General features: G+C 38.0%; 28 protein-coding genes and 2 pseudogenes. 3 read left to right on the forward strand and 27 right to left on the reverse strand.

The genetic code is table 11. From position 1 onward, the window contains the following. The first annotated feature begins 237 nt into the window (after positions 1-237). Both AC1TO8_RS20115 and AC1TO8_RS20120 read left to right on the forward strand, forming a co-directional pair. A pseudogene (locus AC1TO8_RS20115) lies at positions 238-669 on the forward strand (VOC family protein). A 186-nt stretch (positions 670-855) separates the two neighbouring features. Then, entirely contained in the window at positions 856-1,656 is an 801-nt protein-coding gene (locus AC1TO8_RS20120; protein WP_482057403.1) for a lipase family protein, read from the forward strand. A 95-nt stretch (positions 1,657-1,751) separates the two neighbouring features. Here the strand turns inward: AC1TO8_RS20120 and AC1TO8_RS20125 are convergent, their stop codons facing one another. From AC1TO8_RS20125 to AC1TO8_RS20210, 18 genes are all read right to left on the reverse strand, one after another. After that, entirely contained in the window at positions 1,752-2,264 is a 513-nt protein-coding gene (locus tag AC1TO8_RS20125; protein ID WP_482057404.1) for a nucleoside deaminase, read from the reverse strand. A 516-nt stretch (positions 2,265-2,780) separates the two neighbouring features. Beyond that, positions 2,781-4,178 (reverse strand): HAMP domain-containing sensor histidine kinase, encoded by a 1,398-nt coding sequence (locus AC1TO8_RS20130; RefSeq protein WP_482057405.1) that lies wholly within the window; start codon positions 4,176-4,178, stop codon positions 2,781-2,783. Beyond that, a complete protein-coding gene (locus AC1TO8_RS20135; RefSeq protein ID WP_482057435.1) occupies positions 4,165-4,857 on the reverse strand; it encodes a response regulator transcription factor in 693 nt (230 codons plus the stop codon). Before AC1TO8_RS20135 ends, AC1TO8_RS20130 begins: the two co-directional genes overlap by 14 nt. 87 nt (positions 4,858-4,944) lie before the next feature. Beyond that, entirely contained in the window at positions 4,945-6,960 is a 2,016-nt protein-coding gene (locus tag AC1TO8_RS20140; protein WP_482057406.1) for a serine hydrolase domain-containing protein, read from the reverse strand. Positions 6,961-7,204: 244 nt separating this feature from the next. Continuing rightward, positions 7,205-8,236, reverse strand: a complete 1,032-nt coding sequence (locus tag AC1TO8_RS20145; protein ID WP_482057407.1) for a serine hydrolase domain-containing protein — start codon at positions 8,234-8,236, stop codon at positions 7,205-7,207. A 190-nt stretch (positions 8,237-8,426) separates the two neighbouring features. Then, positions 8,427-8,663, reverse strand: a complete 237-nt coding sequence (locus AC1TO8_RS20150; protein WP_482057436.1) for a RidA family protein — start codon at positions 8,661-8,663, stop codon at positions 8,427-8,429. A gap of 320 nt (positions 8,664-8,983) precedes the next feature. Then, complete coding sequence (locus AC1TO8_RS20155) at positions 8,984-9,484, reverse strand: GNAT family N-acetyltransferase (RefSeq protein WP_482057408.1); 501 nt, start codon at positions 9,482-9,484, stop codon at positions 8,984-8,986. 857 nt (positions 9,485-10,341) lie between these two features. Beyond that, the gene (locus AC1TO8_RS20160; protein WP_482057409.1) at positions 10,342-10,881 is read right to left on the reverse strand and encodes an ATP-binding protein; all 540 of its coding nucleotides are present in this window, start codon (positions 10,879-10,881) and stop codon (positions 10,342-10,344) included. 356 nt (positions 10,882-11,237) lie between these two features. Then, positions 11,238-12,056, reverse strand: a complete 819-nt coding sequence (locus AC1TO8_RS20165) for an inositol monophosphatase family protein (protein WP_482057410.1) — start codon at positions 12,054-12,056, stop codon at positions 11,238-11,240. Between the two features lie 161 nt (positions 12,057-12,217). Then, positions 12,218-12,655 carry a nuclear transport factor 2 family protein gene (locus AC1TO8_RS20170; RefSeq protein WP_482057411.1) on the reverse strand — a complete coding sequence of 146 codons (438 nt, stop codon included), beginning with the start codon at positions 12,653-12,655 and terminating at the stop codon, positions 12,218-12,220. Positions 12,656-12,899: 244 nt separating this feature from the next. Beyond that, positions 12,900-13,229: a YobA family protein gene (locus tag AC1TO8_RS20175; RefSeq protein WP_482057412.1), complete on the reverse strand. Its 330-nt coding sequence runs from the start codon at positions 13,227-13,229 to the stop codon at positions 12,900-12,902. A gap of 343 nt (positions 13,230-13,572) precedes the next feature. Then, positions 13,573-14,202, reverse strand: a complete 630-nt coding sequence (locus tag AC1TO8_RS20180; protein WP_482057413.1) for a glycoside hydrolase family protein — start codon at positions 14,200-14,202, stop codon at positions 13,573-13,575. Between the two features lie 7 nt (positions 14,203-14,209). Then, positions 14,210-14,506: a phage holin, LLH family gene (locus tag AC1TO8_RS20185; RefSeq protein ID WP_482057414.1), complete on the reverse strand. Its 297-nt coding sequence runs from the start codon at positions 14,504-14,506 to the stop codon at positions 14,210-14,212. A 24-nt stretch (positions 14,507-14,530) separates the two neighbouring features. Beyond that, the gene (locus tag AC1TO8_RS20190) at positions 14,531-14,668 is read right to left on the reverse strand and encodes a hypothetical protein (protein ID WP_482057415.1); all 138 of its coding nucleotides are present in this window, start codon (positions 14,666-14,668) and stop codon (positions 14,531-14,533) included. Between the two features lie 950 nt (positions 14,669-15,618). Further along, entirely contained in the window at positions 15,619-17,424 is a 1,806-nt protein-coding gene (locus AC1TO8_RS20195; protein WP_482057416.1) for a serine hydrolase domain-containing protein, read from the reverse strand. A gap of 3 nt (positions 17,425-17,427) precedes the next feature. Beyond that, a complete protein-coding gene (locus AC1TO8_RS20200; RefSeq protein ID WP_482057417.1) occupies positions 17,428-17,568 on the reverse strand; it encodes a hypothetical protein in 141 nt (46 codons plus the stop codon). Positions 17,569-17,987: 419 nt separating this feature from the next. Further along, entirely contained in the window at positions 17,988-18,512 is a 525-nt protein-coding gene (locus AC1TO8_RS20205; RefSeq protein WP_482057418.1) for a GNAT family N-acetyltransferase, read from the reverse strand. A gap of 431 nt (positions 18,513-18,943) precedes the next feature. Next, the gene (locus AC1TO8_RS20210) at positions 18,944-19,684 is read right to left on the reverse strand and encodes a cyclase family protein (RefSeq protein WP_482057419.1); all 741 of its coding nucleotides are present in this window, start codon (positions 19,682-19,684) and stop codon (positions 18,944-18,946) included. Positions 19,685-19,869: 185 nt separating this feature from the next. On the opposite strand from AC1TO8_RS20210, the pseudogene AC1TO8_RS20215 reads away from it, so the two are divergent. Continuing rightward, a pseudogene (locus AC1TO8_RS20215) lies at positions 19,870-20,361 on the forward strand (transposase); the annotation flags it as partial. A gap of 364 nt (positions 20,362-20,725) precedes the next feature. Here AC1TO8_RS20215 and AC1TO8_RS20220 read toward each other — a convergent pair. From AC1TO8_RS20220 to AC1TO8_RS20260, 9 genes are all read right to left on the reverse strand, one after another. Next, positions 20,726-21,094, reverse strand: a complete 369-nt coding sequence (locus AC1TO8_RS20220) for a VOC family protein (protein WP_482057420.1) — start codon at positions 21,092-21,094, stop codon at positions 20,726-20,728. Positions 21,095-21,333: 239 nt separating this feature from the next. Beyond that, complete coding sequence (locus AC1TO8_RS20225; protein ID WP_482057421.1) at positions 21,334-22,383, reverse strand: acyltransferase family protein; 1,050 nt, start codon at positions 22,381-22,383, stop codon at positions 21,334-21,336. A 255-nt stretch (positions 22,384-22,638) separates the two neighbouring features. Continuing rightward, positions 22,639-23,037, reverse strand: coding sequence for a ribonuclease E inhibitor RraB (locus AC1TO8_RS20230; protein WP_482057422.1), 399 nt, complete (start codon positions 23,035-23,037; stop codon positions 22,639-22,641). Between the two features lie 204 nt (positions 23,038-23,241). Beyond that, positions 23,242-24,018: a methyltransferase domain-containing protein gene (locus AC1TO8_RS20235; protein ID WP_482057423.1), complete on the reverse strand. Its 777-nt coding sequence runs from the start codon at positions 24,016-24,018 to the stop codon at positions 23,242-23,244. A gap of 221 nt (positions 24,019-24,239) precedes the next feature. After that, on the reverse strand, positions 24,240-24,635 hold the full coding sequence (locus AC1TO8_RS20240) for a GNAT family N-acetyltransferase (protein WP_482057424.1): 396 nt from the start codon (positions 24,633-24,635) through the stop codon (positions 24,240-24,242). A gap of 124 nt (positions 24,636-24,759) precedes the next feature. Then, positions 24,760-24,909, reverse strand: a complete 150-nt coding sequence (locus AC1TO8_RS20245; protein ID WP_482057425.1) for a hypothetical protein — start codon at positions 24,907-24,909, stop codon at positions 24,760-24,762. Next, the gene (locus AC1TO8_RS20250) at positions 24,902-25,222 is read right to left on the reverse strand and encodes a hypothetical protein (RefSeq protein WP_482057426.1); all 321 of its coding nucleotides are present in this window, start codon (positions 25,220-25,222) and stop codon (positions 24,902-24,904) included. Before AC1TO8_RS20250 ends, AC1TO8_RS20245 begins: the two co-directional genes overlap by 8 nt. Positions 25,223-25,471: 249 nt before the next feature. Continuing rightward, positions 25,472-25,846 carry a hypothetical protein gene (locus tag AC1TO8_RS20255; protein ID WP_482057427.1) on the reverse strand — a complete coding sequence of 125 codons (375 nt, stop codon included), beginning with the start codon at positions 25,844-25,846 and terminating at the stop codon, positions 25,472-25,474. Positions 25,847-26,077: 231 nt separating this feature from the next. Next, positions 26,078-26,584, reverse strand: a complete 507-nt coding sequence (locus AC1TO8_RS20260; protein ID WP_482057428.1) for a GNAT family N-acetyltransferase — start codon at positions 26,582-26,584, stop codon at positions 26,078-26,080. Positions 26,585-26,747: the final 163 nt, after the last annotated feature.

Consider the following 26,747-nt stretch of genomic DNA (forward strand, 5'->3'; position numbering starts at 1 on the left):
TTCACTTCATTATACTTAACTAACTCGTTAAGTATAACTCTTCGACAAGATTTATACCCCTTTATTTCTAAAATCTAATAAATTTATGTAGCTCAAGCTGATGTTAAGGGAAATAGTATTATTTCAAATTAATTATTTTGATGGGAAGTATATTGGATTGTTTAAAATTGAATGATATAATTATGAAGGAAACACATTAGTACATAATTAACATTTACAAACGAAGGAGTGAAGCGTATGTCTATTGATGTATACTTTAATTTCAATGGAAACTGTCGTGAAGCCGTGGAGTTTTACGCACACGTATTTGGGACCTAACAACCGCAGATTATGTCCTTTGGAGAAGCCCCACCTAACCCAGAATATCCTCTTCCAGAAGAAGCAAAAGATCTAGTCATGCACACACGGCTGAACATTCAAGGAAGCAATGTTATGTTCTCTGATGTTTTTCCAGGAATGCCATTTGTCCAGGGAAATAACATCTCCCTTGCCATCGTCAGCAAGAGCATCGATGAAGTGAAGTCTTTATTTGCTAGTATGAAAGAAGGCGGAACTGTTGTTATGGTTCTTCAAGAAACATTCTGGAGTAAATGTTATGGTCAAGTAACGGATAAGTTTGGAATAGAGTGGCAGTTTAACTATGACGATGGAGAATCAAACAAGCATTAAAATATATCCTTTTCTATAAACACAAAAGATATGGAACTTTCCTCGTAGGGAAATGCTCCATATCTTTTCTTTATGTATTTGTTCCTTTAGCGACACTTACGGAAATCAGCATAGATAACATTAGATTTACACTAAATAGGAATCTCTCCTTCATCCCATTAATATAGTTTAGGATAGAGGGGTGGGATGCACGTGGGTAATGATCATGAGCAATGGGCGATCTTTCTAGCTGCGATTTGCGTACAGACCTATGCACAATTTACAAATACGGACGGTTCGTTTGTCGTTCCATCAGACTACTCAGTCAGTGCTACTTTTGAAGCCAAATCCTTCAGCAATGCATGGGAACGATTCGGCTTTATTCTGGAATCTTCACAAGAGATTATTATCGCCTTTCGTGGAACCAGTTCGACAACCAATTGGGTATCGAACATCCTCGCCTCACAAAAGAACTTCAAATATATTAAGGAAGACTGTCTTACACATCGCGGCTTCACAGATATCTATTCTTCAGCTCGTAGTGGAATTATCTCCGCACTCTCTAGGTTATCTTCCGACAAGACATTATTCATTACAGGTCACAGTCTCGGTGGAGCACTTGCGACATTATGTGCTATTGATGTTGCAGCCAATACCACTTACAACTCACCCAACCTGTTTACATATGGAGCCCCACGTGTAGGCGATCCAGACTTTACAAGAGCCTTCTCACAATATGTTCAGAACAGCTACCGTGTTGCCAATCTTTTTGACGTCGTAACACATGCTCCACCATTCATCTACAAGCTACCCAAACGTGAGAAAAAATACTACTACAGTCATATCCAGACCCTTTCATCACTGTCTTTCCAGAATGGATCTGTGAGTGATAATCACATGATCGGAAGCTATTTCACAGAGCTCTCCAAGCTCCAACCACCATTTGCCAAGCAGTTACGTTTAACAAACCCTGGATTCTGTCCAGTCACTGTAATTAAATCACAATAATACCCAATCATCGAAATACAACCAATCTATACGGAGAAATACTTTGTATATAATCCATGTTGCTTGAAAACATTGATTCCGTCTTTTCCAATTAATTATCTAGCGAGTTCTTTATGCCATTCTGTATCATGATATCCTCTGCCGCTATAAAATTTAGCCATCATTTTCCTCTGTTTCTGCTCTAAATCAGGATAAGGATTCGCAATATACGAAATAGAACTATAGTATTTGATAAAATGTGGACCTTCCTTAACCTTACTTAAAGCTCCAAACTCATGATCTGATGCAGCCCAAATTACTTTCTTAATGTTAGATAATAATATAGTTCCTGTACACATTGGACATGGCTCACAAGTAGAATATAGTGTTAGATTATTTTCAAGAAAAGTCCTAGTCTTTACATCAAGAAGTTTACTCGATGCTTTTCTTATTACATCTACTTCGGCATGTGCCGTTGCATCACCATTTGAGAATACTTTATTTCGTCCTCGAGCAACAATATTTCCGAGCTCATCAACTAATATTGCACCTATTGGAAATGTTCCCTCTTCTTCTGATTTTCTTGCTTCTTTAAACGCTTCCAATAAGTATTTATACATATCCTCCATAGGTCACCTCTTCTAGTTCATTGCAAAATTAATGATCATCCCATTCTTCAACAATTCTTAATCTACCAACATCCAAAAATTTTGGTCTTGATTTACTTCACCATTTTCAGTGTTCTTGACTGTCTTGAGGATCTTGCTATTGTAATTAACTGAATTCATGAAATACCCCCTTCCGTATTCTCTAGTATTTTATTGTAATATCCGATTTTGTGAGAGTTTCACATAACGTTTGCGCATTGCCTCTACATCGGTAATGAAAATAATGAGGAAATGATATAAGCAATAAGAACAAAGATTATGGCTTTTCTAATTTCAATTTCTTTCATTGTCTTATTTGTTCGTATCAATTGTATATCGCTCCCATTTCGTCTGGCCAGATATCGAGTCCTATAACGTTGTGTATTTCAGACGTCCAAATGACTTAAGGACCGTAGATCCAGGTGGCTCCGCCACTTAGCCAGTTGGATGTGTCGCCTGATTCTACATTCTTGAAGCCCCTTACAAATCCCATGTTATTTAAAAGTCCTTAGTCACACATGGCAAGCTAATCTTGAATATAGTCGAGTATCGCTCGTCTTCTCTCAACTCAATGGTACCTTGATGAAGCATCACTATTTTCTTACATATGGCAAGTCCTACACCCGTACTTCCTTTTGCCGAATCCGTACCCCGAATAAATTCATCGAATATATTCTCTCTTATTTCATCCTGAATGCCAACTCCATTATCCCCAATCCAAATCACTATGCGTCCATCTTTCTTCTCACATGACGCACTAAGTACCGTGCCTGCTGGATTATATTTGAGAGCATTTCCAATCAGGTTCGCTACAACACGATTCATATGCATTTTATCCAGCTTAGCAAGCAGCCGTTCTTCTGGGATTTGCGCGTCCAGAATAAACCCTTTATTCTCCACTTCAGGATAACATTCTGCCACCAACTGTCGAAACCATTCGGTTATGTTCACCTGTTCCATATTTAGTATGAGTTGATGATCATCGAACTTCGCAAGTTCAAACAAATCTTGAATCAAGTTAGCCATGTACGACGATTTTTGGTTAATATACTGAATATACTTCTGCTTCTGGCTATCCTCTAAATCCTGATTGTCCATCAACAGAAGTGAAAATCCTAAAATCGAAGTAATCGGTGTTTTCAGATCATGTGATAAGTGCAGCAGCATGTTCCGCTTGTTATTCTCGGCTGCTTCTTTCTCGTCTGACGTGCGCTGTAATCTTTCGGCCATTTTATTAAAAGCCTCGCGAATTTCTTCAAATTCCTGCTCTGCAGAGAAATCTAGACGCTTCGTATAATTAAACTTTTCCATTTCCTTAATTCCCTCAACGATTTGAAGAAGTGGTTTTTTAAATTGTCGAACCGAATACCATGAATACATATAAATTGCACAGAACAAAAAGATGATGAGTACTGCTCCAAGAATAGCTAAGGTAACATAAGCACTATATAACTCCAACCGTTCTGGAATTTTCCACAACAACACATACGATTCGCCCTGTGGCCCCTGAACATCGTATACATGGTAGAATAACCCATCATCATTTCGGTAAAAATCCATCTTTGTATAGAGTTGATCTCTGCTATAAGTGACGATGTCATCCTCTTTTTTTCCTTTAGTAAATATCACGTTTCCAGATTCATCCACAATTTCAATCCATCCGCCGAATTCGTCCAGCCATCGCTCTTGGATATTGTCAAAAGGATATCGGTAGATGTCCTCACCCTGAATTCGAGTCAACTCTGACGAGTTGTCAAAAAACTTATTCACCAAAAAATCTGCTCCAAATACGGATAAAACAATGGTAATCAGCATCAACGCACTGATTACCATATAATTTCTAAATAGCATCCGTTTCAATTTCCTTCGTTCCTGAACACTTTCAGCCTTTTTCAAAACGGTATCCCAACCCCCTAATTGTAATCAGATATGTAGGTTTTCGCGGGTTTTCTTCGATTTTTTCTCTGATTTTGCTAATATACACCATAATTAAGTTCTCATCTCCAACATACTCCTCGCCCCATACCTGCTCGTAAATTTGCGCTTTTGTAAGCACTCTGCCCGCTTGCCTCATTAGAAGCGCAAGAATTCTGATTTCGTACGAAGTCATCTCTTTCTCAATCCCAGATTTATATATCCTCCAGCTATCCTCATCCAACTTGATGTCACCGATCTCAATAATAGCTTGATCCTTTTTCTCTGGCGTGACCAATGCATCGATCCGTCTGAATAATGCTTGCACTCTACTGACAACTTCGAGCGGATTAAATGGCTTATTCACATAGTCATCCGCACCAAGCTGCAATCCATATATTCTATCCATATCATCTGACTTTGCAGAAATGAATAACAATGGAATTTGCGAGTCCATCCGTAACTTCTTAAGCAACTCGAATCCATCCATACCCGGCATCATAATGTCAGCGATGATCAGATCAATCTGTTGTTGTTGCAGCACAACCAACGCCTCAATCCCATTGCCAGCTTCGAACGTCCTGTATCCATGATTCTTTAAATAGACGATTAGTAATTCACGAATTTCAGCTTCATCATCGATAATAAGTACTGTCTTGATCTCTCTCACCCCTGCCTGTGCAATTCGGACTCTATGTGTGAGTGCTCACGAAGTCAACTAGATGACTTCGTGAACACCTATTAGAACTTAGAATAAATTATTTGTGAACTTTGAAAATAAAGCAGCTGCTTCTTGTCTTAGCATCGGTAGCTTAGACTTATAATCCACAGCGTCGTCTTTGCTCATGGTAACTTCTGGTCCATGTAATGATTTCGCCACTACATACTGAACTCCCTCCTTCGCCCATGAATCCGTTTCGCCAGCTAACTGTACTTCCTGCAGTTCTGCCTGTAATTTCCCGTGGGCCAGACGCCATATAATCGCTGCCGCTTCCTGCCTTGTTAATATCGCTTGTGGGTTAAATTTACCATCCTCTCCACCTTGAATGACTGCTAATTCGAAGGCTGTTTGAATTTCTCTCATATACGGACTATCCAGCGTATCTTTGAACACAGGTGTCTTCTTGGAAGGAGCAACGCCCATCCAGTTAATAAACCAACCGACAAACTCTTCACGTGAAATGGCCTTCTCCGGGTGGAAGAAAGGTTCGTTACTTTCGCTAATGACTTTGAGTTGACGCATATGATAAATATAATCAGCATAAGGACCGCTCTCGTCTACATCTTGATAATGATCAAGATTAGGGATATCAACCAATTTTTCTGCCCAGCTGTCTGGCTTCATATCATAATAAAATGCTTGTATTTCACCCTTATCATTCAACTTAAATGCGGCTCGGACACCCTGTTCATCCTGAAATAGAAGTGGCTCTATTTCATACAACACATGTTCTCCATACGGATCTTGTACAATCAATGTGCCATTTTCTGCACGAATACGGGACGTCCACAGACGGAGTCGCAGATCACCATAGATTCCTTCAAATTTAGTTAGTGACTCTTTCGCCGGCTGTAAAGGTTGTTCAGTTCCTTCTTCATTAGGATAATAATGATCCATGAACTCTTCGAATAAAGGAACACGGAAATCAAAATCTTTGTTAACAGCTACATAGACACCCACTTGTTCATCAGGCATCAACCACATGCCCGCATGGAAACCTTCATAGTCCCCACCCTTTTCAATGACATTACGTCCATTATAAATTTGCTGGTTGGCGTGTTCGAAGCTTAAAGTCATATTCAGCAGTTTCGGATGAATCGAGAGCTGAGGGCTATGCATTTCTTGTATCGTATCTTTTTTCAGAATGGTTGCATCTCCAAGCTTACCTCCACCAAGTTGAGCCATCATAAATTTCGCCATGTCGGAACCTGTTGACAGCATGCCACCTGCAGGTAACTCGGTTGGAAGTGTCGCATAGGTGGGAATCACTTTGCCATATGGATCATAAGTGGTTGCCAGTTGCTCTAACATCGGAGGCGTCAAGCGAAATTCACTGTTTACCATACCCAGTGGTTTAAATATATTCTCCTGCACGTAACTGCCAAAAGGCTGACCGGATACTTGCTCAACTGCATACCCTTGGATCGTAAAGCCCAAATTGTCATATCTATAATTCTCTCCTGGATTCCGAACGACTACGGGCGTGTTATCCTTAACATACTGCTTCAAAGGAACTTCTTCCTTCAGGTCATAGGTTAACAATTCGGAGCCATCTCCATAATCAAACCCCGTAGAATTCATCAATAAATGTTTCATCGTTAGTGGAACGTCAGTCTGATTAGGTATTTGAACATCACCTAAGTAATGGTTTAGATCTTTGTTTAAATCTAACTTTCCTTGCTCAGCCAACTGCAGTACAGCTGTAGCCGTAATGACTTTAGATATCGAAGCGATTCGAAACACTGTTCGATCCGGATCTACAGGTAATTTTTTCTCTACATTTGCATAACCGTATCCTTTCTTTAATAGAACTTGATCTCCTTTTACAACCACGAATGCTGCTCCTGCCATCTCATTCTTAATTTCCGGCCTATTAAAGAATGAATCTGCGAATGCTTCCACTTCTTGACGATCCTGTGGGCCCACGGCGGCGGATGCTCCTGATACAGGTAGAGACGAAGTACCTCCATATACAGACCCAGCGATCATTGAAATCATAACTACACTTGCCATTTTGTTGCGAAAACTTAGTAACTTGTTCATAAGATTTACACTCTCCTTGACTTCTTTGTGGAATAACTTCAGCTTACCTCAGGAAACTTAATCCACTTACTACACAACCTTAATGTAATGTGAAATCTACAGTTGCGAGAGAGAGCAATGCCCAACATCAGCAGATGAGGTTCTGGAATGATCAACGCAAAAAAGTCCTGCTCATCAAACTTAGCAGGACTTCCAATACCTAATACTATTAATCACTTCCACAAAATATCTTCAATTAACATGCTTATTTATCCTTGTTTTGTACTCTTTCATCCTCAATACCGTTCATAATATCGAATGCACCTGTCGACTTATTTGAACAGATAACAACTGTCATTAAGTTGTCGGGATAAAATGCAGAGTGAAAGTTAACTCCTGGGTCATAACCCATTACATGATATTTTATAACGTTGTCATTTCTATCTTTCTTGATCCATACCCCATATCCATAGAAATCATCATCGTTCTGAACGTGAGAAGTAAGCAACAGCTGTGAATATGCTTCACTTAGAAGTGAATTATTTATTAGTGCTTCCCATAGCTTTACCATATCGTTTACCGTAACAAAAGCTCCACCATCTGAACCGCCTTTTACTGGCAATGAGTAGATATTTGTTCTCCACGTTCCATCATCATGATCAATATAACCCAGTGCTGTATTTGGAGGAAGAGCATCAAGTTCGAAATATCCTGATTCCTCCATCTCCGCTTTGTTGAAAATATGTTCTTGAACGTATTCGTCAAAGTTAAGTTGGCTTGTCTGTTCAACAATTAGTCCAAGTAGAATATATCCTGCGTTATTATAGTGAAACCTTTCCCCTACTATTGATTTCATAGCGTGATCCTTAAATAAGGGTAAGAAGTCCTTCAAGCTTCTTATTCGATACATTGGGTTGTTAACCCACAATTCTTCAAAATCACTCATAATCTCCTCATCAAAGTAGTCGGGTATTCCAGATGTATGTGTTAGAAGATGATGGATTGTTATTTCTTCATCAAAATTCAGAAAGTTAACATCAAGACATTGTTTTAACTTTGAATCAAAAGAGAGCTTCCCCTGTTCTACAAGCTGACAAATGGCTATGGCAGTAAAAAGCTTACATCCCGAGGCTATTCCATACCGAGTGAACGTATTATTAAGTAATTGTTCAGAACGATTGGAATATCCATTGCTTAATTCTGCAAAAATTTCTTTGTCCTGTTTTACGAGTACTGTCCCGGAGAAATTGTTATCGATTTTTATATCAGTGATACGATTTGTTAGCTTGATGTCCATTACATCCACCCGCCTTTATTTCTATGTTCTAATGTGATAAATAATTGGTCTAATAAAACATAATCATACTTTTCACCAAAGAACTCTCGATTTATTGTTGCTGTTACAATAAAATTGACCATATGGGGAAAGGATTGGTGATCAAGTGAACTACAGCTCAGATATTCAAAACAGTATAGTGTTTATTGAGTCAAATATCATGCTTTATTTTTTTATATGCAATTCCATCAATTTGTACTTTAAGTCCATCCGTACCACCTTTATGTGCAAACTCAGTTGATATCGTTTTTCTTGCTGGATATTGTCCCTTAAACCGACGTCTGAATACCTCCTCCATTACAGGAATGTCCCAAACATCTCTTAATAGCACATCAACCTTAACGACTGACTCAAGTGTTGAATCTACCGACTGGATTATATCCCGAATATTGCGAAACTATATAATTAGCAAAAAGAAGAATTACGAACACTGGCATTGCTTTCATTATGTTACTTGGCGAGTTATATATATAATTCCCCTTAAAGAAGGGTATTAATATAAACATGCCAACAGCCCAGAAATATAAACTGTATCTTACCATGTTAGACGAAAATCTCTTCATAATCCCGGTACTCCCCATTCACCATCGTCACCTCGACGTTGAAATAGCCTGATTCTAATTCTCAGCCCCCCTTTTGGCGACCAAGGAGCGAATGCGACGATGCTGAACAACATTGTTATGCGTAGTTACCGTCTTCTTGAGCTACTTACTTTTTTCTCAATATAAGATACATTAAATTGTCCTTCAATTGGTGTTGATTAATAAATCCCATCTTCTCTAGAAGCCTTTGTGATTTGATATTTTCAAGTTCAGTGGTCGCTTCAATGTAATCAAGTTTCATTAATTTAAATCCAATTGGGATAATTTCATTTATCGCTTCTTGCATCAATCCTTTACCCCAGTAATTCGGGGATAGATCAAAACCAATTTCAGCTCTTGATCCATCCTTGTCCGCTGTCCAACAATGAAATCCACATGTACCAATTAGTTTATTATTATCTTTACTAAAGAGCCCGTATCTACAGCCGGAATCATTGATATGAAAAGCAATAATTTCTTCAGCTTCACTTCTATTCTTACATACCTCGATATCCATGAACTTTGTGACATCAGGGTACGAGAAATGTCTGAATACTGATTCAACATCATCTAATGTTAGTTCTCTTATAAAAAGTCTTTTCGTAGTAATGACCGGAAATTCTATCATCAGTAATCGTCATCTCACTTTGCTAATTATATTGTTTAAAACTTAATAGCACTTACGGCACTTACGGCAATTTCTCATAACGTTCTTGTATCTACGAACCTAAGAGGCTTAAGGAAGCGTCAGCGACCGGGTCCAACGGACTTAGCCTTGATGGATTTGCGCAATTGCCGAGTAACTTTGAGTTACTTTCAAAAAACTATATGTTAACTTCATCCCAGTTATAAATAACATATACAAGTTGACATAAGATAATAAACAGATAACTCATGTTTATAGTGAAACAAAATTTAAGTCTTTTTGACTTATTCATATATTCATCCTTGTCAACACTCCCAATTTCGAATCTAGTCTTAATTTTCTTATGTAATCTTAATAATATAAGCAACTCAATTATTCCCATTAAGCTCCATATCAAAGTGAAAACCAATAATAATGCATTTGCAACCGACAATAGCATACCTGTACCTACATCTGAAGTTCTTATAAATCTAAAACATAGATTAGCTATTAATGTTATTGTGAACAAACATAATCCTATAAAACTTAATATTGGAGTATAATAGTATCTCATATCTTTTCCGCCTTTCGGTCAATTTCAGCTAACGTTGCTCATTCCTGACATCTATGCGGCTTAAGGACCTTAGTCCGGGTGGCTCTGCCACTTAACCGGTTGGATGTATCGCCTTGACTCGACTTCTCCGAAAATCCTCTTGGCGACCAAGGAGCTTCAGCGATGGGGCAGAAATACTTGTTATGAGATGTCTCTATCTTCCTTGAGCTTGCTATATTCGTGATCTAATTTTGCTAAAATGATTAGTGATTCATATCTTACTTTATCAGTTCTAAAGCACTTAACATTATTCGTTATTATTCAAATATTCTAAAACAATGTTCACTCTCTCACTAATAGAGTTATTACCTTCTATTCTTAGAATAGGGCAAGTCAAATCCGACATCCACTGCTCATGTAACACCTTACTTCTTACCTCTAATCCACCATCATCGTATAATGAGGCCCACTTCAAAAAAGCCTCTGATTGTTCATACATACTTCCTCCGGGTAAGATATCTTCGCCATATCTGTGTGTTTCTCTTTCCTTTAGTCTTTGAAGTCTAATCTCATTAGGTAGATAGAGAAAAACTACTAAATCAAAATTTGGTTTCAATCCATTACCCCAACCACATATCGCACCTGATAATATCCATTGTTTGTATTGAGTAAGATCTTTTGTTAGTAAATGAAGTCTTTCCAATGCTTCTCTTTGTTCAGTAAATTTCTTGAACCAGAAATAGTCATCACCATCAAAATTGACATGTGGAAGCCGCTTTGATAACTCTTGTCCTAGTGTTGATGCTCCTGACCCAGATGCACCGAAAATATGTATACGATTCTTCATATAACCCTCCATAACATATGGTGAAAATTATTGTTTTTAATTGTTTAATATCTTTATTATGTATTTGCGATGATTTCTATAATGTTGCGCATTTCTGACGTCCAAACGACTTAAGGTCCGTAGGTCCAGGTGGATCAGCCACTTATTCGATTGGATGTGTCGCCTGAATTTCTTAATAATCCTTTTTTTTGCTTCTAGCGGTTTCGCCTAACGTTCGCACATCTGAGACGCGCCTCGGCCTTAGATAGCTCTTATCTTATCGCGGGGCGTGTCTTGTCTGAGCTACTCCTAAGATTATAAACCTAACAACCAAGGGGCGAATGCCCCGTAGCGCAGATACTCTCTGTTAGATGATGTCAATTGACCTCTTCGATTAAACCCAATCCCTCTTTGACTATTCTTAAAAAATATTCTTTATGTTCTGGATGACATGCAATTAAATATGGCTCTTCATTCATTCCATTAAAGGGGTTACCTTCAAAATCTATGACAATCCCTCCTGCTTCTTTAACCATCAATATCCCAGAGTATAAATCATCTCCCTCGGAGTTATATAATACAATTCCATCTATATCTCCTTTAGCCAACATGCACCATTGCAACGTTGGAGCCCATAATCTTATCATTCTTTTAAAATGAAGGTCTAAATGCTGGCGTAATCTGACAGCTTTCTCATGGTTCTGTACCTTATGACCTTGAATCCAAGCAATTGTACCTTTTTTTATCTCCTCTTTCTTCTTAACTTGCAACTGTTCATTATTGCAGAATGATCCTTCTTCTTTACTGGCTATATAGAGTCGGTTTACTAGCGGTTCATAAACGACGCCTAAAACCGGTTCTGATCTATACATCAATGTTATCGATGTTGAAAAAATCGGTAGACCAATCGCAAAATTATTCGTTCCATCCAATGGGTCAATCATCCATAGCCAATCACTTGTTTTACCGTTATTGCCACTCTCTTCACTATCGATTTGATGTTCTGGAAACACATCGATGATTTCATCCAAAATAATTTTCTCTGCTTTATGATCAACATCAGTAACAATATCACCATAAATATCCTTTTCCTGTAGATCAATACCTTTATCAAAGTACTCTTTTGCTACTTGACCAGCTTTCAATATTGCTCTAACTGAGAGTTTCCTTGCAACTCGAATGATATCCTCTTCCATGATTCACCTCAATAATAAATTTCACAACTGATTTCACCTAACGTTTGGGATTCCTGACGTTCAAGCAGCTTAAGTGACCAAAGGAAAAGTGTCGCCTGAATAAGCATCTTCGATATCCCTCTTGGCGATCAACGACCTAGCGACGAAGTAGAAATGCAATGTTATCTGCTGTCAAGATCATCCTTGAATTCCCTTCTAATTTCTTTAGTTCCAATGCTTCTGTATGGAAATAATTTCTTTTGTTTCATTTCGTATTCATTTAGTTCAGTTATTAAAGATTCTTTAAAATAAACTATACTTGACCCATCCCATTCATATTCTTTAGTATCATAAATACACTTGAATTCCCATTCTACAAATGCTAAACTACGTGTTTCATCAAAACCTATTTCTTTGATTGTCCAGTACTCAACCTTATTGTCACTATTATTCCATTGAGTAAACCAGTTTACTAATTCGTCTTTTCCTTCCATAACCGCACCAGTACATTCCCTAATAATTGCCGTATCATGTATAACATTACTAAACATTCCAATGTCCTTCTTAATCCATGATTCGAAATAATCAATAACTATTTTAGTTGCTTGATTTCTATTCAAAATAACCTCTCCCCTTGAAATACTGAAAAAACATTCATTGCCTTGATTGCAGATAACGTTGAGTGTTTCTGACGTCCAAGCGGCTTAAGACCACAGGTCCGGGTGGCTTTGCCACTTAGCTGATTGAATGTGTCGCCTGACTCCACTTCTATGAGATCCCTCTTCGCGACCAAGAAGCATTAGCGACGATGCTGAAAAACATTGTTATGTGACGCCTATCCCCTCGTTGAAACACCTCCAAACATTATTCCTTTACTATCTTTATTTCTTTGGCATCTGCTTGTGAGGGGTATGATAAGTCGATTCCACCCTTAATTTTATAATGTATTTTTTGACCAGGTTTTAAATTTCTTGTATTGGTTCTTAACCATATTGCTTCTCCGACATACTCACCCATAATATCCTTCCAAGTCTTGTTCATATATTTCTTGTCAACCACTAAAATACGATTTTCTGTTACTTCTATAATGAATCCTCCACCTTCATTTGGAGACCGGTTTATTGCAGACCCTTCCTTGGAACTGCAACCAGAAAGTAACATCACCATCATAGCAAATACCATAATTCTCTTCATTGGGTCACTCCCTTGAGAATTTACATAGCATAGGTTTCACATAACGTTTGGCATCTGCGACGCGACCTGACTTAGATAGCTCTTAAGGTATAACGTATGTTTAGTTCGACTTTAAACCGTGAATTCCTTTATCTATATGGTTTCGGGTACTCAGGAGAGTTGTGAAGTGTGCTCAAGTGGTTATCTTTTGTGGGCAAGTTGTGGGCAGGTACAACCTAAAGAAAAAAAATACCCCGCCGACCAATTAAGGTTAGTGGAGTATTTTTACCGATGTTTTCGGATTGCACGCTCTGTGCTTCCGTTCCTAAGTGCCAATTTATTTCTCAATGGGCTCCTATTAAATTTACTTTGTGATCGATGCTGTCTTACTATTATTATCCCAAGCCGTCTTCACCCCCATGGCATCCCCTACCGCCCGTAATGGCACATATGTTTTACCGTCCACTAGGAAACCGTCCTCGATCTTCAAATCGTATACAGTTACATTTACTTTGTCCATTTTTATCGCTTCTTTCTCAACATTAATAGGGATGTCAGCTTTATTAAATAACTCTAGCTCCGCTTTACGTCTTCGTACCAACCCTGCTAGCACATTACCGCCAGCCTTGTCATACTTAATGATGTTTAGCGCTATCTGCGCAACTGTCCGACCTTTACACAGCGTTCGCAAATTGCCTGCGCCACAGTTGTAACAAAAGCTAGTTAAAGCGTCAAATTGATTTTGCGTGAGTTGCGCTGTTAGCGGGACGTACGATGCATTGTTTACATATGCCTCGTATTTGGAAAGGTCACTGACAAGCATCTTATCCGCTTGCGCTTGTGTGATTGTCATGCCTTGTTTTACGTCAGCCCCGTAGTGCCCCCATCCGATAGTCCAATACTGCTCAGAAGCAACGGGTTTGTAAGCCGTTAAACGGCAACCCTCAAACGATTTAATAAGAGATATTCCTGATTGCGATATTTTACGACTCATTTATTCATCACCGCTCCTTTATTAAATCATGTACAGCAGACTCTATTAATGCGTTGATAGCATCTAGCTCAATCGTGTAACCTTGCTCGGTCAAGAAGTGCAATACATATTGTTTCTTTTCTTCGCCACGTCCAGGACCGCTATATATCTTTTCCACAACTGCTACTGCAATCTTCGTCCATGCGGAAATTTGTACACATTGCTCCTGAGTTGTCTTACTCTTAATATATGGAACTATGAAAGTAGTGATCACGGCAGCTACAAGAATAATAGCCGCCTGTGTGATAGGTGTTAAATCAATCATGGTCTTTCCTCCTCGTATGGTACGTCAATTTCGAGATTCTTCTTGCTGTGCTATTTTTTGTACATTTTCATTTTTGGCCTTCCAGTAATAGAATCCGAGTGCGGTGGAAACAGGTGCGCCAATAAAAGCTAGCAACACACCCAACTCGCCACTCGATCGCAATACAATTACAACTCCGATAAGAGCTATGACTCCCCTCCATTCTGTATATAAAAATAGCCTCCATAGTTATGAGGTCGAAATAAAAAGCACCTCGTTTGAGGTGCTCGTTGTGTCGCATTATCGTCTTTTCAGGCAATAAAAAGAACGCCACAACAGGCGCTCTTCCCAGTTATTCAATTTCCAAAATCACCTTATCATCGAGAACGAGGATAGATATATTGTCATCCTCTACTTAAGCGCCCTCGCACGAGATAACCACTGGTTTCTTGGGGTCTATTTTTGGTAGATGCTCAATTCTAAGCGTACACCAGAACCCCACCTATGTAAGGCGCCAGACCGTTCGGGTATCACCTGAAGGACTTTTCGTAATTTGTTTTAAATGTCAGATCATCTTTAATACTAGAATCCCATTTTGTTGCAGCATCCTTCATAAGATGAGCCGTAAAGGATTGTCTCCATACATGACAATTGACATCCTTAATAATTTTGGCTTCAGCTAGTGCTTTGAGCTAATCGTCTGATTAACATGAGCGTGGGAATGACTCCTTTTTAGCATTGAAAGTGTAAATTACTGCACTGCCAAATATATAGTTACTCGTATGCGCAGACTCAAGAGTATAGGTGTAAAAACGTTCCACTTATGATATGTCTCGCTCTTTACCACCGCACCTTTCCAGACAGACACCGAGCTCTTTTTTTTCAAAAACAGCAAAGTAACTTCCCCGTAAATTTCTTCCTTTTAATATAACAGCCATTCACATATATGGACAATGATATATAAAAAGGCCCTAAGATGATTGCTCATATTAAAGCCCTATACTTCGGTGGAGAAATACTCTCCCTTATCGAATTTAACAACTACCCTTTCCTCACTTATACAAGTGCCGGTGCCGATCAAAGCACCTCGCCAGCTCATTAATATGTTTAGCTTAGGACATATCTACAACACTCTAAACATACAAATTCCATCCCACAATAAAAGCAGCCAATATAAAAGCCGAGGTGCCAGACATGATGTACATAACCTTTTGCTTTTTGCTGTAACTGCTCTTCCACAGTTTGTAAATAAGCAAGCCAAGATACGCCACTGCTAGAACCACATATAGCAGGTTAAACATTAAATTGATGCGTAACGAAGAATAAGCGGGATAACTTTGAAACCTTAACCTCGTGTGTATGATGTAAAGATTAAGAAGGAGTAAGATGCCTGCAAAATTAATTACAAGATGATATTTGTCAAAATTGGTTGGAGGATTTCCTCGTTTATTTCGTTTGTAAAGAAGCATCTGGATTAAATAGCCGATCAAAGCACTTAAACTGAAAATGATACCTAGCGCAACAGGAATAAGAGATATCTTAATTAAGTTTACCTTTAAATTCGATACAGGCAAGGAATCATAGTAAGGAGTGATGGAAATTTTCTCAACAACACCATTATTCTCGACAACATTATAAAAACTACTTAACTCAGCTTTTGTGTATTTTTTTATGTCAAGTGCCGTAAATAAGTTAGTAAATCTAGAGGCTGCCCGTCGTGCGGATTGAAAATATCCACTTCCCTCAGAAGTAATTGAATTAGAATACATGCTACTACCAAAAATTTCCTTTATAAGTCCATAATAATAAATTTCTTCATAAGACTGGTTGGTCATCACCACCATCCCAAATTTAGATGCTGGATCAAAGACAAGTTTACTTGAAAATCCCTTCAAATTCCCCTCGTGCATCAGTGTAGGTGCCCAGTATTCCATCTCAACGAACCCATGCGCAAACCGCGGAATAGAAGTCCCGTCATAATATAAACTTGTTGACAACATTTCGGTTAACGTATCTCTGTTCGCAAATAATAAATTACTATCATCCACAGGCATCAACGCTGTAAGAAACTTGGCTAAATCTGCTGCTGTCCCAATGGCTGCCCCTGCAGGATAAAAGGTTACGTATACTCTGTTCTGAGGGATCAGTTTTAAATCTTTTGTATACCCTTCAATCTCATTCCTTCTTCGTACTACGTCTGGATGATCTTGCCCCGTTGGATGAATCGAGGTGTCGTTCATATTAAGCGGTTTAAATATATGTTGATTGACATATTCATAAAAAGGTTGGCCGCTTATCAATTCCACGATGTAACCGGCTAGACCAACGCCATAGTTTGAATAACCCACTATGCTATTCGGTTGATATATCTGTTTCGGCTCATTTGTACGCAAAGTTTCTCCTAATTCTAACGTTTCATTCTCGGAGTAATAATACACCTCGGCCACTGTTTGATCTTCCCAACCCGCATTGTGATGCATCAGGTTCATTAGGGTAATCGGATCATCGTATTTCAGCTTTTTAAAAAATCCCTCTGGTAGATATTCTTTGATATCCGTCTCCAAATCAAGCTTTCCTTGTTCGACAAGCTGCATTACACTAGTATAGACCAACAGTTTAGAGATTGAAGCCCATTCAAAAACAGTAGATGTATCCGCCTTTCGCTGATTCTCAATATCCGCCAAACCATATGCCTTATTCACAATGGTTTCACCATCTTTAATAGCCACAACAGAAACGGCAGCGGTATACTTCTCATACGAGGCAACATAAGAATCAATCGTTTCCTCTAACTTGGATAAGGGAATCCTAGACGGTGTAGTCTCAACCTGTTCTTCTTCAGCGTGGGCAGGTACTGCTATTGCCATAATGATAAATATGAATGACAGAACACAAGCTATTACTTTGTTTACAGTGTGATAACTACGATCTTTCTGCATTAGCTACTCTCCTTCAACATCAAATAATAAGATCAGATCTAACTCATCTGATGGTAAGCGCCATTCTCTCTCATGCGTCCAATCAACTAAGTAGTCTTTGTTCATTAAGTTATAATCTACGATTCTCCACCACTCTGAAAGCAAACGGCATTACGATCGCCTGCAATAAATCCGCTTTCTGCAGAACTTCCTATTATTTTTCTTTCATTAATTACTTTCATCAATCTATCTATCGCGTTTAATGTGATTTTTCCGTTTTTATCCACCTCTACTTTAGTTAAATGTTATAAATATCCACTTAGATCAGATCTACTCTTTACTAGTTAATTCCATTCTTCATGTGTATAGGCCATGAAATCAACTCTCTTTTTTGAATTACATTGATTTCAGCTAACCTTCCTCTATTCACGAGGTCCGACGAATGTCGGATGTGTCCGCAGCGTGAATATTATGTGTTGGTATGTTGTCGGGGCCTTCTTCGAGTTTCCCTAAATAATTGATATCCTCTTATATATTTTTGATATGTTTCATATTTTCTAGCTCTTTAATATCTATTGATATTTTCAATAATATTCATCTTCTATTATTGAAAATAAATAAGAATCATGGAATTTCCCTTTGTGCCACATATGTTCCCTTAGATGACCTTCTTGTTTCATACCGATTCTTATCAAAACATTGGCCGATGCTATATTTCCGGGACGGCATGTCGCAAACACTCTATGCACTTTGAAGTTTTCAAATCCGAGCATTAACATTGCTTTTGATGCTTCTGTAGCATAACCACTACCCCAAAATTCGGGGTTAAAACAATAGCCTATTTCAGCATTATTTTCTTTGATATAAATTCCACATCCACCTATTAATATATTTGTCTCTTTAAGTATTACTCCGAATTCATAATCGGTTCGGTCGATAGATTGTTTCTTTGTGATTTGCTGCTCTATATATGCTTTTGTCTCAGCTTTGCTATTCGGTCCCCACATCATATATTCAGTTACTACATGATTTGATGCGTATTTATGTACATCTACCCAGTCTTCCATATTAAAGTCACGAATGATTAGTCTTTGGGTTTCTACTTGCATTTGACATCTCCCCTCATTCATAAAAAATAGTTCTTTGGGTTTTATCCTTTTCCAATTTTATGAAATAATTTTCTAAAATAAAGATATCACCTACCTAAAAATTGGTAGTGTTTTTTATTGATTTTATGAGATTTTGAGTTTTTATATTGGGTTTGCCCCGATTGCATATAACGTTTGGCATTCCTGATGTTCAAGCGGCTTAAGTGACCGTAGGGAACGGGTCTTCAGACTTAGCTAGTTGAATGTGTCACCTGAATACGCTTCACTGAAATCCCTCTTGGCGACCGAGGAGCTTAAGCGACGCAGTTGGAATGCCCTGTTATAGGATGTCAGCGTTTTCTATGAAATCTCCCTCAACTATATCTATCTTTAACTATCGTGTCCCGTTAACGCAATGACTTGAGGTACGGTCCCCGTATTATTTAATGAGTCTAGGCCAACAAAATAGGACGAATAGGAGATCCAGAACCATTTTTGATTTTCAATGGAAGTGCCATAAAAATCCCCATTGCGGGAGCTTGGCTCATTCCACTAAATCCCTCCATAATTAAAATATTGTTCGGTAAAAAGTACTCTACATGACCTGGAGCACTTAGAATTTCCCCATTTAACATACAAATATCTACACCTGGTGTATCTGCCCCAATTGCTTTAATTCCTGCCTCATGAAAATATTTGCATACTTCACTGGTTAAACCAGGCTCATTTTTACCCCACCATTCTCTTTCATTACCGCTACAGTCCGGCCTGTAATATTTATCCCAACCAAAGTCAATAAGAACAATATCCCCTGCCTGAAGGGAGAATCCATCCCGCTCTTCTACATCTTTAATTATGTCCAATTCAACTGGTTTACCTGCCTCAGGAGCAAAGGTCATAAGATCGTATTTCTTATATGGACCAATTAGACAATCAACAGGTAATTGGTCAATCGTTGCTTGTTCTCCGTGACAATGAACAGGAGCATCAACATGAGATCCCGTGTGCTCTGAAATAATTAAGGTTTGTGCATAATATCCATGGTGGCAAAAATTGCGATGATTCTGCACAATTCCAAGTGAGGGATGATTATGAAATCCAGGCATATTAGTTTCGTATATCGGTGAAACATCATATACTTTTAGTTGATTTAAACAATTCATAAAGTTATGTATAACATCAGTCGATTTCAAAAGGACTTCCTCCAAGTCTGGGTAAATGTACAATACTACTTATCTTTCATTTCAAAAAATATAAAATACTCCTCAGATAATCATTGTTTTGACAATAAATGAACTAGGAACAACTTTAAAACATGCATAAAAAGTACTAACAGCGTATTTTCACAATATTGAAAAAGGCTTATGCAGAGTAGGCACTAATATTTACTGGATCCTCTCTGCCCTACGCAGAGGAATCCTCTTTTCTCGCGCTCGTAGATGCACTCTATGAACTGGATTGGGTCGTCTATTGTAAAAAACCGTTCAAGAATTCCTTTCACGTCGTCAAATATTTAAGTCGATATACGCACAAAACGGCGATTTACAACAACAGATTGATAGCGATGGACGACCAGACCGTAACCTTCCATTTCCGAGATTACAAAGATGATGGCAAAGTGCGAAGATTCATGATGCATGTGCTACCTTCTGGGTTTCAGAAGATTAGGTATTATGGCTTTCTCAGCAATGCCAATCGAAAAACCAAACTACTGAAGTGTTTACGTCTGACTCATATGCCGATTAAACCCAAAATAAAGTTGACGGCGAAGGAACTCATTTTTAAATTAACTGGTGTGGATATTTCGCTTTATCCCTCCTATGGAGGAACTTGGTGTCAGATATTGACGTTGAATCCTGGCGGTGGGTAAGCGCGATGAATAGCATACTTGTCACTACGATGCCTGATCTGGGAAGGGGGAAGGTATGTATTTATCCGTAATGAACACGCTAACCTTATCATTTGGAAATTGGATTCTCTTTTATTGTGCAACATTAAGAGAAGGAAGTATATAACAAAGCCCATAGGCTAGCAAATATTTGCGGCATCGTTCAACATGGATTTGCGCAATTGCCGAGTAACTTTCCTGCTCATATGATCACCATTTTAAATGTCTTCATGCAGTGCTTATGAAGGTCCTTTTTTCGAGCAACTGCGCAACCAATCCAAAGTGTTATCGGATGTTCGAGCCCTCTTCGAAATTGCTATCACTCGTTCTTAATGTTTCCATTCATTCACTGTTTATTACCAACCGCAATCCATCTTCTATCTATATCTTCAAACACAAATTCCTTATTGTTGTAATCTGTCGTTGATAGAGATCGTACAATCTTAACTCCTAATTCACTAAAACCTTTCTCCATTTCCTCTTGGTTATCTGTTATTAAATATGCATCATATCCATATCCATGTATTTCTCGATTAGGTACTATATATTCTTGATTTGATTTTGTTAAAACTATCTCTATTCGATCCCTGTATAGACAAATATGTGGTTCCACCGAATTAAGATAACTTACTGCTCTGAAGCCGATGAGTTCATAGAATTCTGCTGTCTTATTCATATCAGAGCTTGGAAAAATTTGAAGACAGTTAGTAAACATATATATTTCACCCTTTTTTATAAAAATTTGCTATTACTATGCCTGAATTTCCGATAACGTTTCCGTGTTCACGACGTCCCTCCCCCTTAGATAGCTCTTATCTTAGGGGGAGGGATGTGTCAGCCTGAACCTTCATCCGTGAAATACCTCTGGCAGACCAAGGGGCGTAAGCCCTGCAGCTGGAAAACATTGTTATCGAAAGTTCTTGCCTTCATTGAATCACACTATTGCACCGGTTTCTAAAACATTTTTTTCAAATACGGAATTTTTTTGATTACAAAATGACTAAATAAAAAACTCAGTGAAATTCCCAATACGACTACTAAAAAAAATTTAAAGTATGCAGATACCGGCAAAGGTTCAACGATATATTGTAAAACAACAACGATGGGAACATGAAAAATATATACAGGAAAAGCATTCGATGACAACATCATCATCGTTACATTAGATTTATTGGCTTTTAGTTGAAACAAGTATATTAATCCAATACATAGTCCTGAACATAAGAATGTTTCAGTAAAAGAATACCCTAGACTTCCCCAATTCAAGCCACCCGCTTGAAAATATGTTATTCTACCTGCATACATCATCAATGCAATTACTCCCCCTACTAATAGCCACGTAAGTCCAATATATTTAGGTATTCTCTCAAACCAATTATTCCTCGCTGCAACAAGTCCAAAAATGAAAAAGAACACATATTGTGGAACATGGGCAAATTCAGTTTGAATAACTCCAAGAAATCCAATCCAATGACCGATAGGATACTTAATACGGATAAAAAACGTCAACAAGCTTACAAAGATGGTCAAAAGTATGATGACGATTTGATTAGGAAATGGTTTGGGAACGTATTCAGTTCGATCTTTCAGGTATTTTCCGCTAAGCGACTGAATGATTGCGTAAATCACAACATAAATCAATAGATGTTGGAGAAACCATAAGTGACCGAAATTAATCTCAGGCCATGAAAACGGTATAAGTAATAAAAAACCAATAGCCAGCGGAATACCCAATCGAATAAACCGCTCTCTGAGAAATGGACCAATTCTTTTCCTCTCTAGAGAAAGTGGGACTAAATACGCCGAAATCAAAAAGAATAGGCTCATAAAAAAAGCTGCATTTACAGCAAAAAAGAAACCTAATCCAGGTGAGTTATTTGTTGTAAAATACCACCACCATCCGGCACCTGCATAAGGTTGACCCGCATGATGTGCAACGACAAGCATAATTAAAAACACTTTTAAATTGTCTAAAAAATATAATCGTTTTTTTGAATGTATCAAATTAATATCACCTCGGTTGTATTATCTTTGTTTAATATGATGTAAGAATTCCCAATAACGTTTGCCATTCCTGACGTTCAAGCGGCTTAAGTGACCACAGGGAACGGGTCGTCAGACTAAGCCGGTTGAATGTGTCGCCTGAATATACCCCTTGAAAATCCTTCTAGCGATCAAGGGCGCATGCCCGCAGTAGGAATGCAGTGTTTAGCTGATGTCGAGGCCCTCTTCGAATCAAATTCATAATAAGTCTTTAATTCAAGGTGCTACCATGAGACCCCAACCGTCTAGATAGCCATTATATTTTTGAGCTACATTATCAATCTTATATTGTTCTTCAGTAAGTAAATCAATCTCCAGTAACATCTCTTTTGAACATTCAGTAGTCCATGCATTCCCAGCGAAGTTTTTATAAATATTACACTGATAATTCTGGCTTGTTAAGACTGATGATACTTTGTTTCCGTTTTTTTTATTATTAACAGAAATATGAAAATCGACTAATTGTTCCTTAGATAAATCTACACCTGAGTTTTTTATATTCTCAAGAGTCATTAAATCAGCTTCTATATTTATCGTAGTAGTATAACTCGTATTCTCTGAACAACCAGTTATGAATAATGTTGTGAATATCATAAGAAATATTAGATACTTCATTTTCGAATGACTCCCTCAGATGTTATTAGTTATTATTATATTGCCTCGATTTCAGCTAACGTATATACATTCCTGACGTTGATTCCCCTTAGATAGCTCTTATCTTAGGGAAATCAATGTGTTGTCTGAATTCACTTCCTCGAAACGCCTCAGGTAACCAAGGGGCGAATGCCCCGCAGTAGGAATGTTATGTTTAAGCGAAGTTCATTGCTTCTCTGCGATCCATACAGTCCATCTGTCTTCTTCTTTTATTTGTTTAGTGTGTCCTATTTTATTTTCTATGAATTTAACCAGATCTATTAATTCATCTTCTGATAGTTCGTGCAATATTGATCGTCCAGTTCTATTCAATAAATCTTGCTTAAGTTGTTCGAAATCATTATATGTTCTTCTTGTTTCCCAGTACTGTAATTCTATTATCATATTGAATCCTGTTTGTTTTAAGGCTGTTGAAACTTTACGACTCGAATATCTCCTACTGATTTCTTTTTCAAGTAATTTAGGATGCTTTTCAAAAAAATATCCTCTGATATGTGTATCACTTCCTAGGAGAGCACAATCTTCAGGAGTGCGCTCTTGAATTATAAATCTTCCATTTGGTTTCAGTACTCTATTGGCTTCTTGGAAACACATTTCAAGATCAGCGATGTGATGAATTAATGCTCGTTCTAACAAAACATCGAATTGTTTCTCCTTTAAATTTGTTTCTAAAGCACTCCCCTGCACAAAAGTGATATTATTAAAATCTTTACAATTTCCTGCCGCACCCTTTAACATTTCCGCAGAAAAATCCATTGCAGTAACATGTGTTGCACCTGATAAAGCAAATACTTTAGAGTAGATTCCTCCACCACATCCAAGGTCAAGTATATGTTTCCCTTCAATATCAACATATTTCTCAATAGTTTTTAGCCATTGTTCTTCGGCTACACGAGTTGCATAAGTTGAATGATTTTTGCTATCGTGAAAATCGATTGGCATCTTTTTAACCGCCCTTCAATGAATTTCGCCTAACGTTGTGCATTTCTGACGTCCGAGCGGCTTAAGGACCGCAGGTCCGGGTGGCTCTGCCACTTAGCCGGTTGGATGTGTCACCTGAACAAACTTCTGCGAAACTTCCTCTTGGTGACCTAGGGAGCGTAGCGACCGCTGTAGTAATATAATGTTAGGCGATGCCGGCTTGAGACACTCACAAATTTCCTTTATTTCTTTCTTGCTATTACAAATGCTTTATCCGCTTTTTCAAATCCAATTCGAGGATAAAATTCCATTGCTCCTGGTGATGAGAGTAATACCAATGAAGGTTCTTCTCCTAATAAGTTTTGTAATTTGTTCACTAATTGCTTTCCAATTCCTTGATTTTGATATTCCTTATCTACAGCTAGGTCAGATAGATAGCAGCAGTATGAATAATCCGTTATTGCTCTTGCTAGCCCTATCATTTTATTGTCATCCCATGCACTAATAATAATATCCGAATTATCTATCATTCTTTGTAGTCTCTCTACGTCTTCATATGGTCTTTTTATTCCTGATTTTTTAAATACTTCGGCTACATCAGCAGCTCTAAGTAGTTTGTCTTCTGAATAAATAATCATAATAATTATCCCTTCTTGTTTCAGGCTTTTATGTTTAAACGTTATTCACTGCCCGGTTTCGCCTAACGTTCTCGCATTTCTGACGTTCAAGCGGCTTAAGGTGCGTAGCGCCGGGTCGTCAGACTTAGCTGGTTGAATGTGTCGTCTGAATAAGCTTCTCCGAAATCCCCCTTGGCGACCAAGGAGCGCCAGCGACGAAGTAGAAATGTTTTGTTGGTTTATATGAAGTCTGTGACTTCTTAGATATACTTACATGATATTTATAATTATTCATTCATGTATCCAGCAATATCTTCTAAATCATTTGTTCTTAATAGCACTTTTTGTGACCTTTGTTTAATTAATATATACGTTTTAGCATCTCCTTTTTCATTACCAAATTCATCACCCCAAAATCCATAAGTAATACTGTTAACTTTAATTTTTTGAATTTCTTCTATAGTTAATTGTCTGGATCCGTTTACTAAGAGAGCTATTTTTTTATTCCCGTTATAATTCTCCAAAAATGTAGTGCTATAAAAAAACGCTATAAAGCAGATAACTGTTATTATAAAAACTACCTGCCCTTTTTTTTGTTTATTCTCCATGTATTCCCCCCTTTAAAAACCATACCTTCACAGATTTCATATAACGTTCTGGTATTCACGACGCCCCACCACCCTAAAGGAGAGCAGCGACTGGCCGCGACGCGGTTGGGTGGTGCGGGTGTGTCCGGCTGATTCCGCTTCCTCGCTGATGAAATGCCTCCCCGAATCCTCTTCTAACTTCTGCCGGACCGAGGGCCGAATGGCCCGAAGTGTGAATATGGTTTATATGAAGGTCCAGACTTCTTTGAATTACTTACAAATATCTATTAATATTATTTCAATTTCTTTACAATAAAATTTTATTCCAGAATCCATTTCACAATCAGTTATCTCATAATTCAATTCATTCCATCCATGATCTCGAATATCTTCAATTTGAAAACTACTTAATTGTATTCTGGAACCACCAGCTTTTAACTCATAAGGCCCTAATTCTTTAAATTGAACTTTAATTAAATATCTCTCTGTCCCAATGTATTCAAATACAATCTCCAGAATAGATATCTCTTCATAGTATTTGTTCCTATCTATAAAAAACCTAAATTCATTAATATAACGACATTGATACCACCCAAAATCATTTATTGTATTGTTAATTAAATTGAGGTTGACTATTTTATTCAAATTAAGTTACCTCCGCTTTAAGTATTATGTCGTCTTTCTGGACTTTCATATAACGTTGTTGTATCTACGAACCCGAGAGCCCTAAAGGAGCGTAGCGACTGGGTCCGCCAGGACTTAGGGTCGCAGGGTTGTCTGCTGAATACGCTCCCCGATATCCCTCGTGCAGACCAAGGCCGTCAGGCCGCGGTGAAGATACGTTGTTATTTGCTGTCCCTGCCTTCTTCGAATCAACTAAGAATTTATTGGCGTGTTTAATTGGAATCTATATCCTTCTTCATCTTTAAATTTCCCGTCTTCAAATATGAATTCATTTGTTTTTATAAATCCATTCTTTTCAAGGACTTTTGAGGATCCCTTATTCTTTGCAAGACATGCGCTTCTAATTGTTACTAACTTCAATTCTTCAAAAGCATATTTTATTGCTTGCCTCAATGCTGCTGTCCCTATTCCTCTATTCCAAAATGGTTCTGCAATCCAATAATCTAATTCAGCTGTTCTTTCTTCATCATTGATACCGTTTAGTGACATTACACCTGCAAATTGCTCTTTTTCAAATATTGAAAAAACAAATGCAGTTCCTTGTTCTCGTCGTGATATTACCATTCTGGCCCAAAATTCCCCTCCACCTTCTGGATAAGGATAGGGAACATTACTTGTTAGAGATATTCTATAATCAGAAGCATATTCTTGGACAGTTTTTGAATCTTCAAAAACTACAGGACGGATTTGAACTGTCATTAGATCACCTCGAATTTGTGTTTTTAAACACTGTAGGGATTGCATATAACGTTTCCGCATCTGCGACGCGACCCGGCCTTAGATAGCTCTTATCTTAGGCCGGGTCGTGTGTTGTCTGATTTACTTCTATGATTAAACACCTGACAACCAAGGGGCAAATGCC

It is taken from the genome of Paenibacillus sp. Y859 (assembly GCF_056786405.1).

Bases quoted from the DNA above. Each gene is read 5' to 3' on its own strand.
- AC1TO8_RS20120 (WP_482057403.1), top strand. From the start codon at position 856: ATGCACGTGGGTAATGATCATGAGCAATGGGCGATCTTTCTAGCTGCG.
- AC1TO8_RS20125 (WP_482057404.1), bottom strand. From the start codon at position 2,264: ATGGAGGATATGTATAAATACTTATTGGAAGCGTTTAAAGAAGCAAGA.
- AC1TO8_RS20140 (WP_482057406.1), bottom strand. From the start codon at position 6,960: ATGAACAAGTTACTAAGTTTTCGCAACAAAATGGCAAGTGTAGTTATG.
- AC1TO8_RS20145 (WP_482057407.1), bottom strand. From the start codon at position 8,236: ATGGACATCAAGCTAACAAATCGTATCACTGATATAAAAATCGATAAC.
- AC1TO8_RS20155 (WP_482057408.1), bottom strand. From the start codon at position 9,484: ATGATAGAATTTCCGGTCATTACTACGAAAAGACTTTTTATAAGAGAA.
- AC1TO8_RS20160 (WP_482057409.1), bottom strand. From the start codon at position 10,881: ATGAAGAATCGTATACATATTTTCGGTGCATCTGGGTCAGGAGCATCA.
- AC1TO8_RS20165 (WP_482057410.1), bottom strand. From the start codon at position 12,056: ATGGAAGAGGATATCATTCGAGTTGCAAGGAAACTCTCAGTTAGAGCA.
- AC1TO8_RS20175 (WP_482057412.1), bottom strand. From the start codon at position 13,229: ATGAAGAGAATTATGGTATTTGCTATGATGGTGATGTTACTTTCTGGT.
- AC1TO8_RS20180 (WP_482057413.1), bottom strand. From the start codon at position 14,202: ATGAGTCGTAAAATATCGCAATCAGGAATATCTCTTATTAAATCGTTT.
- AC1TO8_RS20185 (WP_482057414.1), bottom strand. From the start codon at position 14,506: ATGATTGATTTAACACCTATCACACAGGCGGCTATTATTCTTGTAGCT.
- AC1TO8_RS20195 (WP_482057416.1), bottom strand. From the start codon at position 17,424: ATGCAGAAAGATCGTAGTTATCACACTGTAAACAAAGTAATAGCTTGT.
- AC1TO8_RS20205 (WP_482057418.1), bottom strand. From the start codon at position 18,512: ATGCAAGTAGAAACCCAAAGACTAATCATTCGTGACTTTAATATGGAA.
- AC1TO8_RS20220 (WP_482057420.1), bottom strand. From the start codon at position 21,094: ATGTTTACTAACTGTCTTCAAATTTTTCCAAGCTCTGATATGAATAAG.
- AC1TO8_RS20230 (WP_482057422.1), bottom strand. From the start codon at position 23,037: ATGAAGTATCTAATATTTCTTATGATATTCACAACATTATTCATAACT.
- AC1TO8_RS20235 (WP_482057423.1), bottom strand. From the start codon at position 24,018: ATGCCAATCGATTTTCACGATAGCAAAAATCATTCAACTTATGCAACT.
- AC1TO8_RS20240 (WP_482057424.1), bottom strand. From the start codon at position 24,635: ATGATTATTTATTCAGAAGACAAACTACTTAGAGCTGCTGATGTAGCC.
- AC1TO8_RS20245 (WP_482057425.1), bottom strand. From the start codon at position 24,909: ATGAATAATTATAAATATCATGTAAGTATATCTAAGAAGTCACAGACT.
- AC1TO8_RS20250 (WP_482057426.1), bottom strand. From the start codon at position 25,222: ATGGAGAATAAACAAAAAAAAGGGCAGGTAGTTTTTATAATAACAGTT.
- AC1TO8_RS20260 (WP_482057428.1), bottom strand. From the start codon at position 26,584: ATGACAGTTCAAATCCGTCCTGTAGTTTTTGAAGATTCAAAAACTGTC.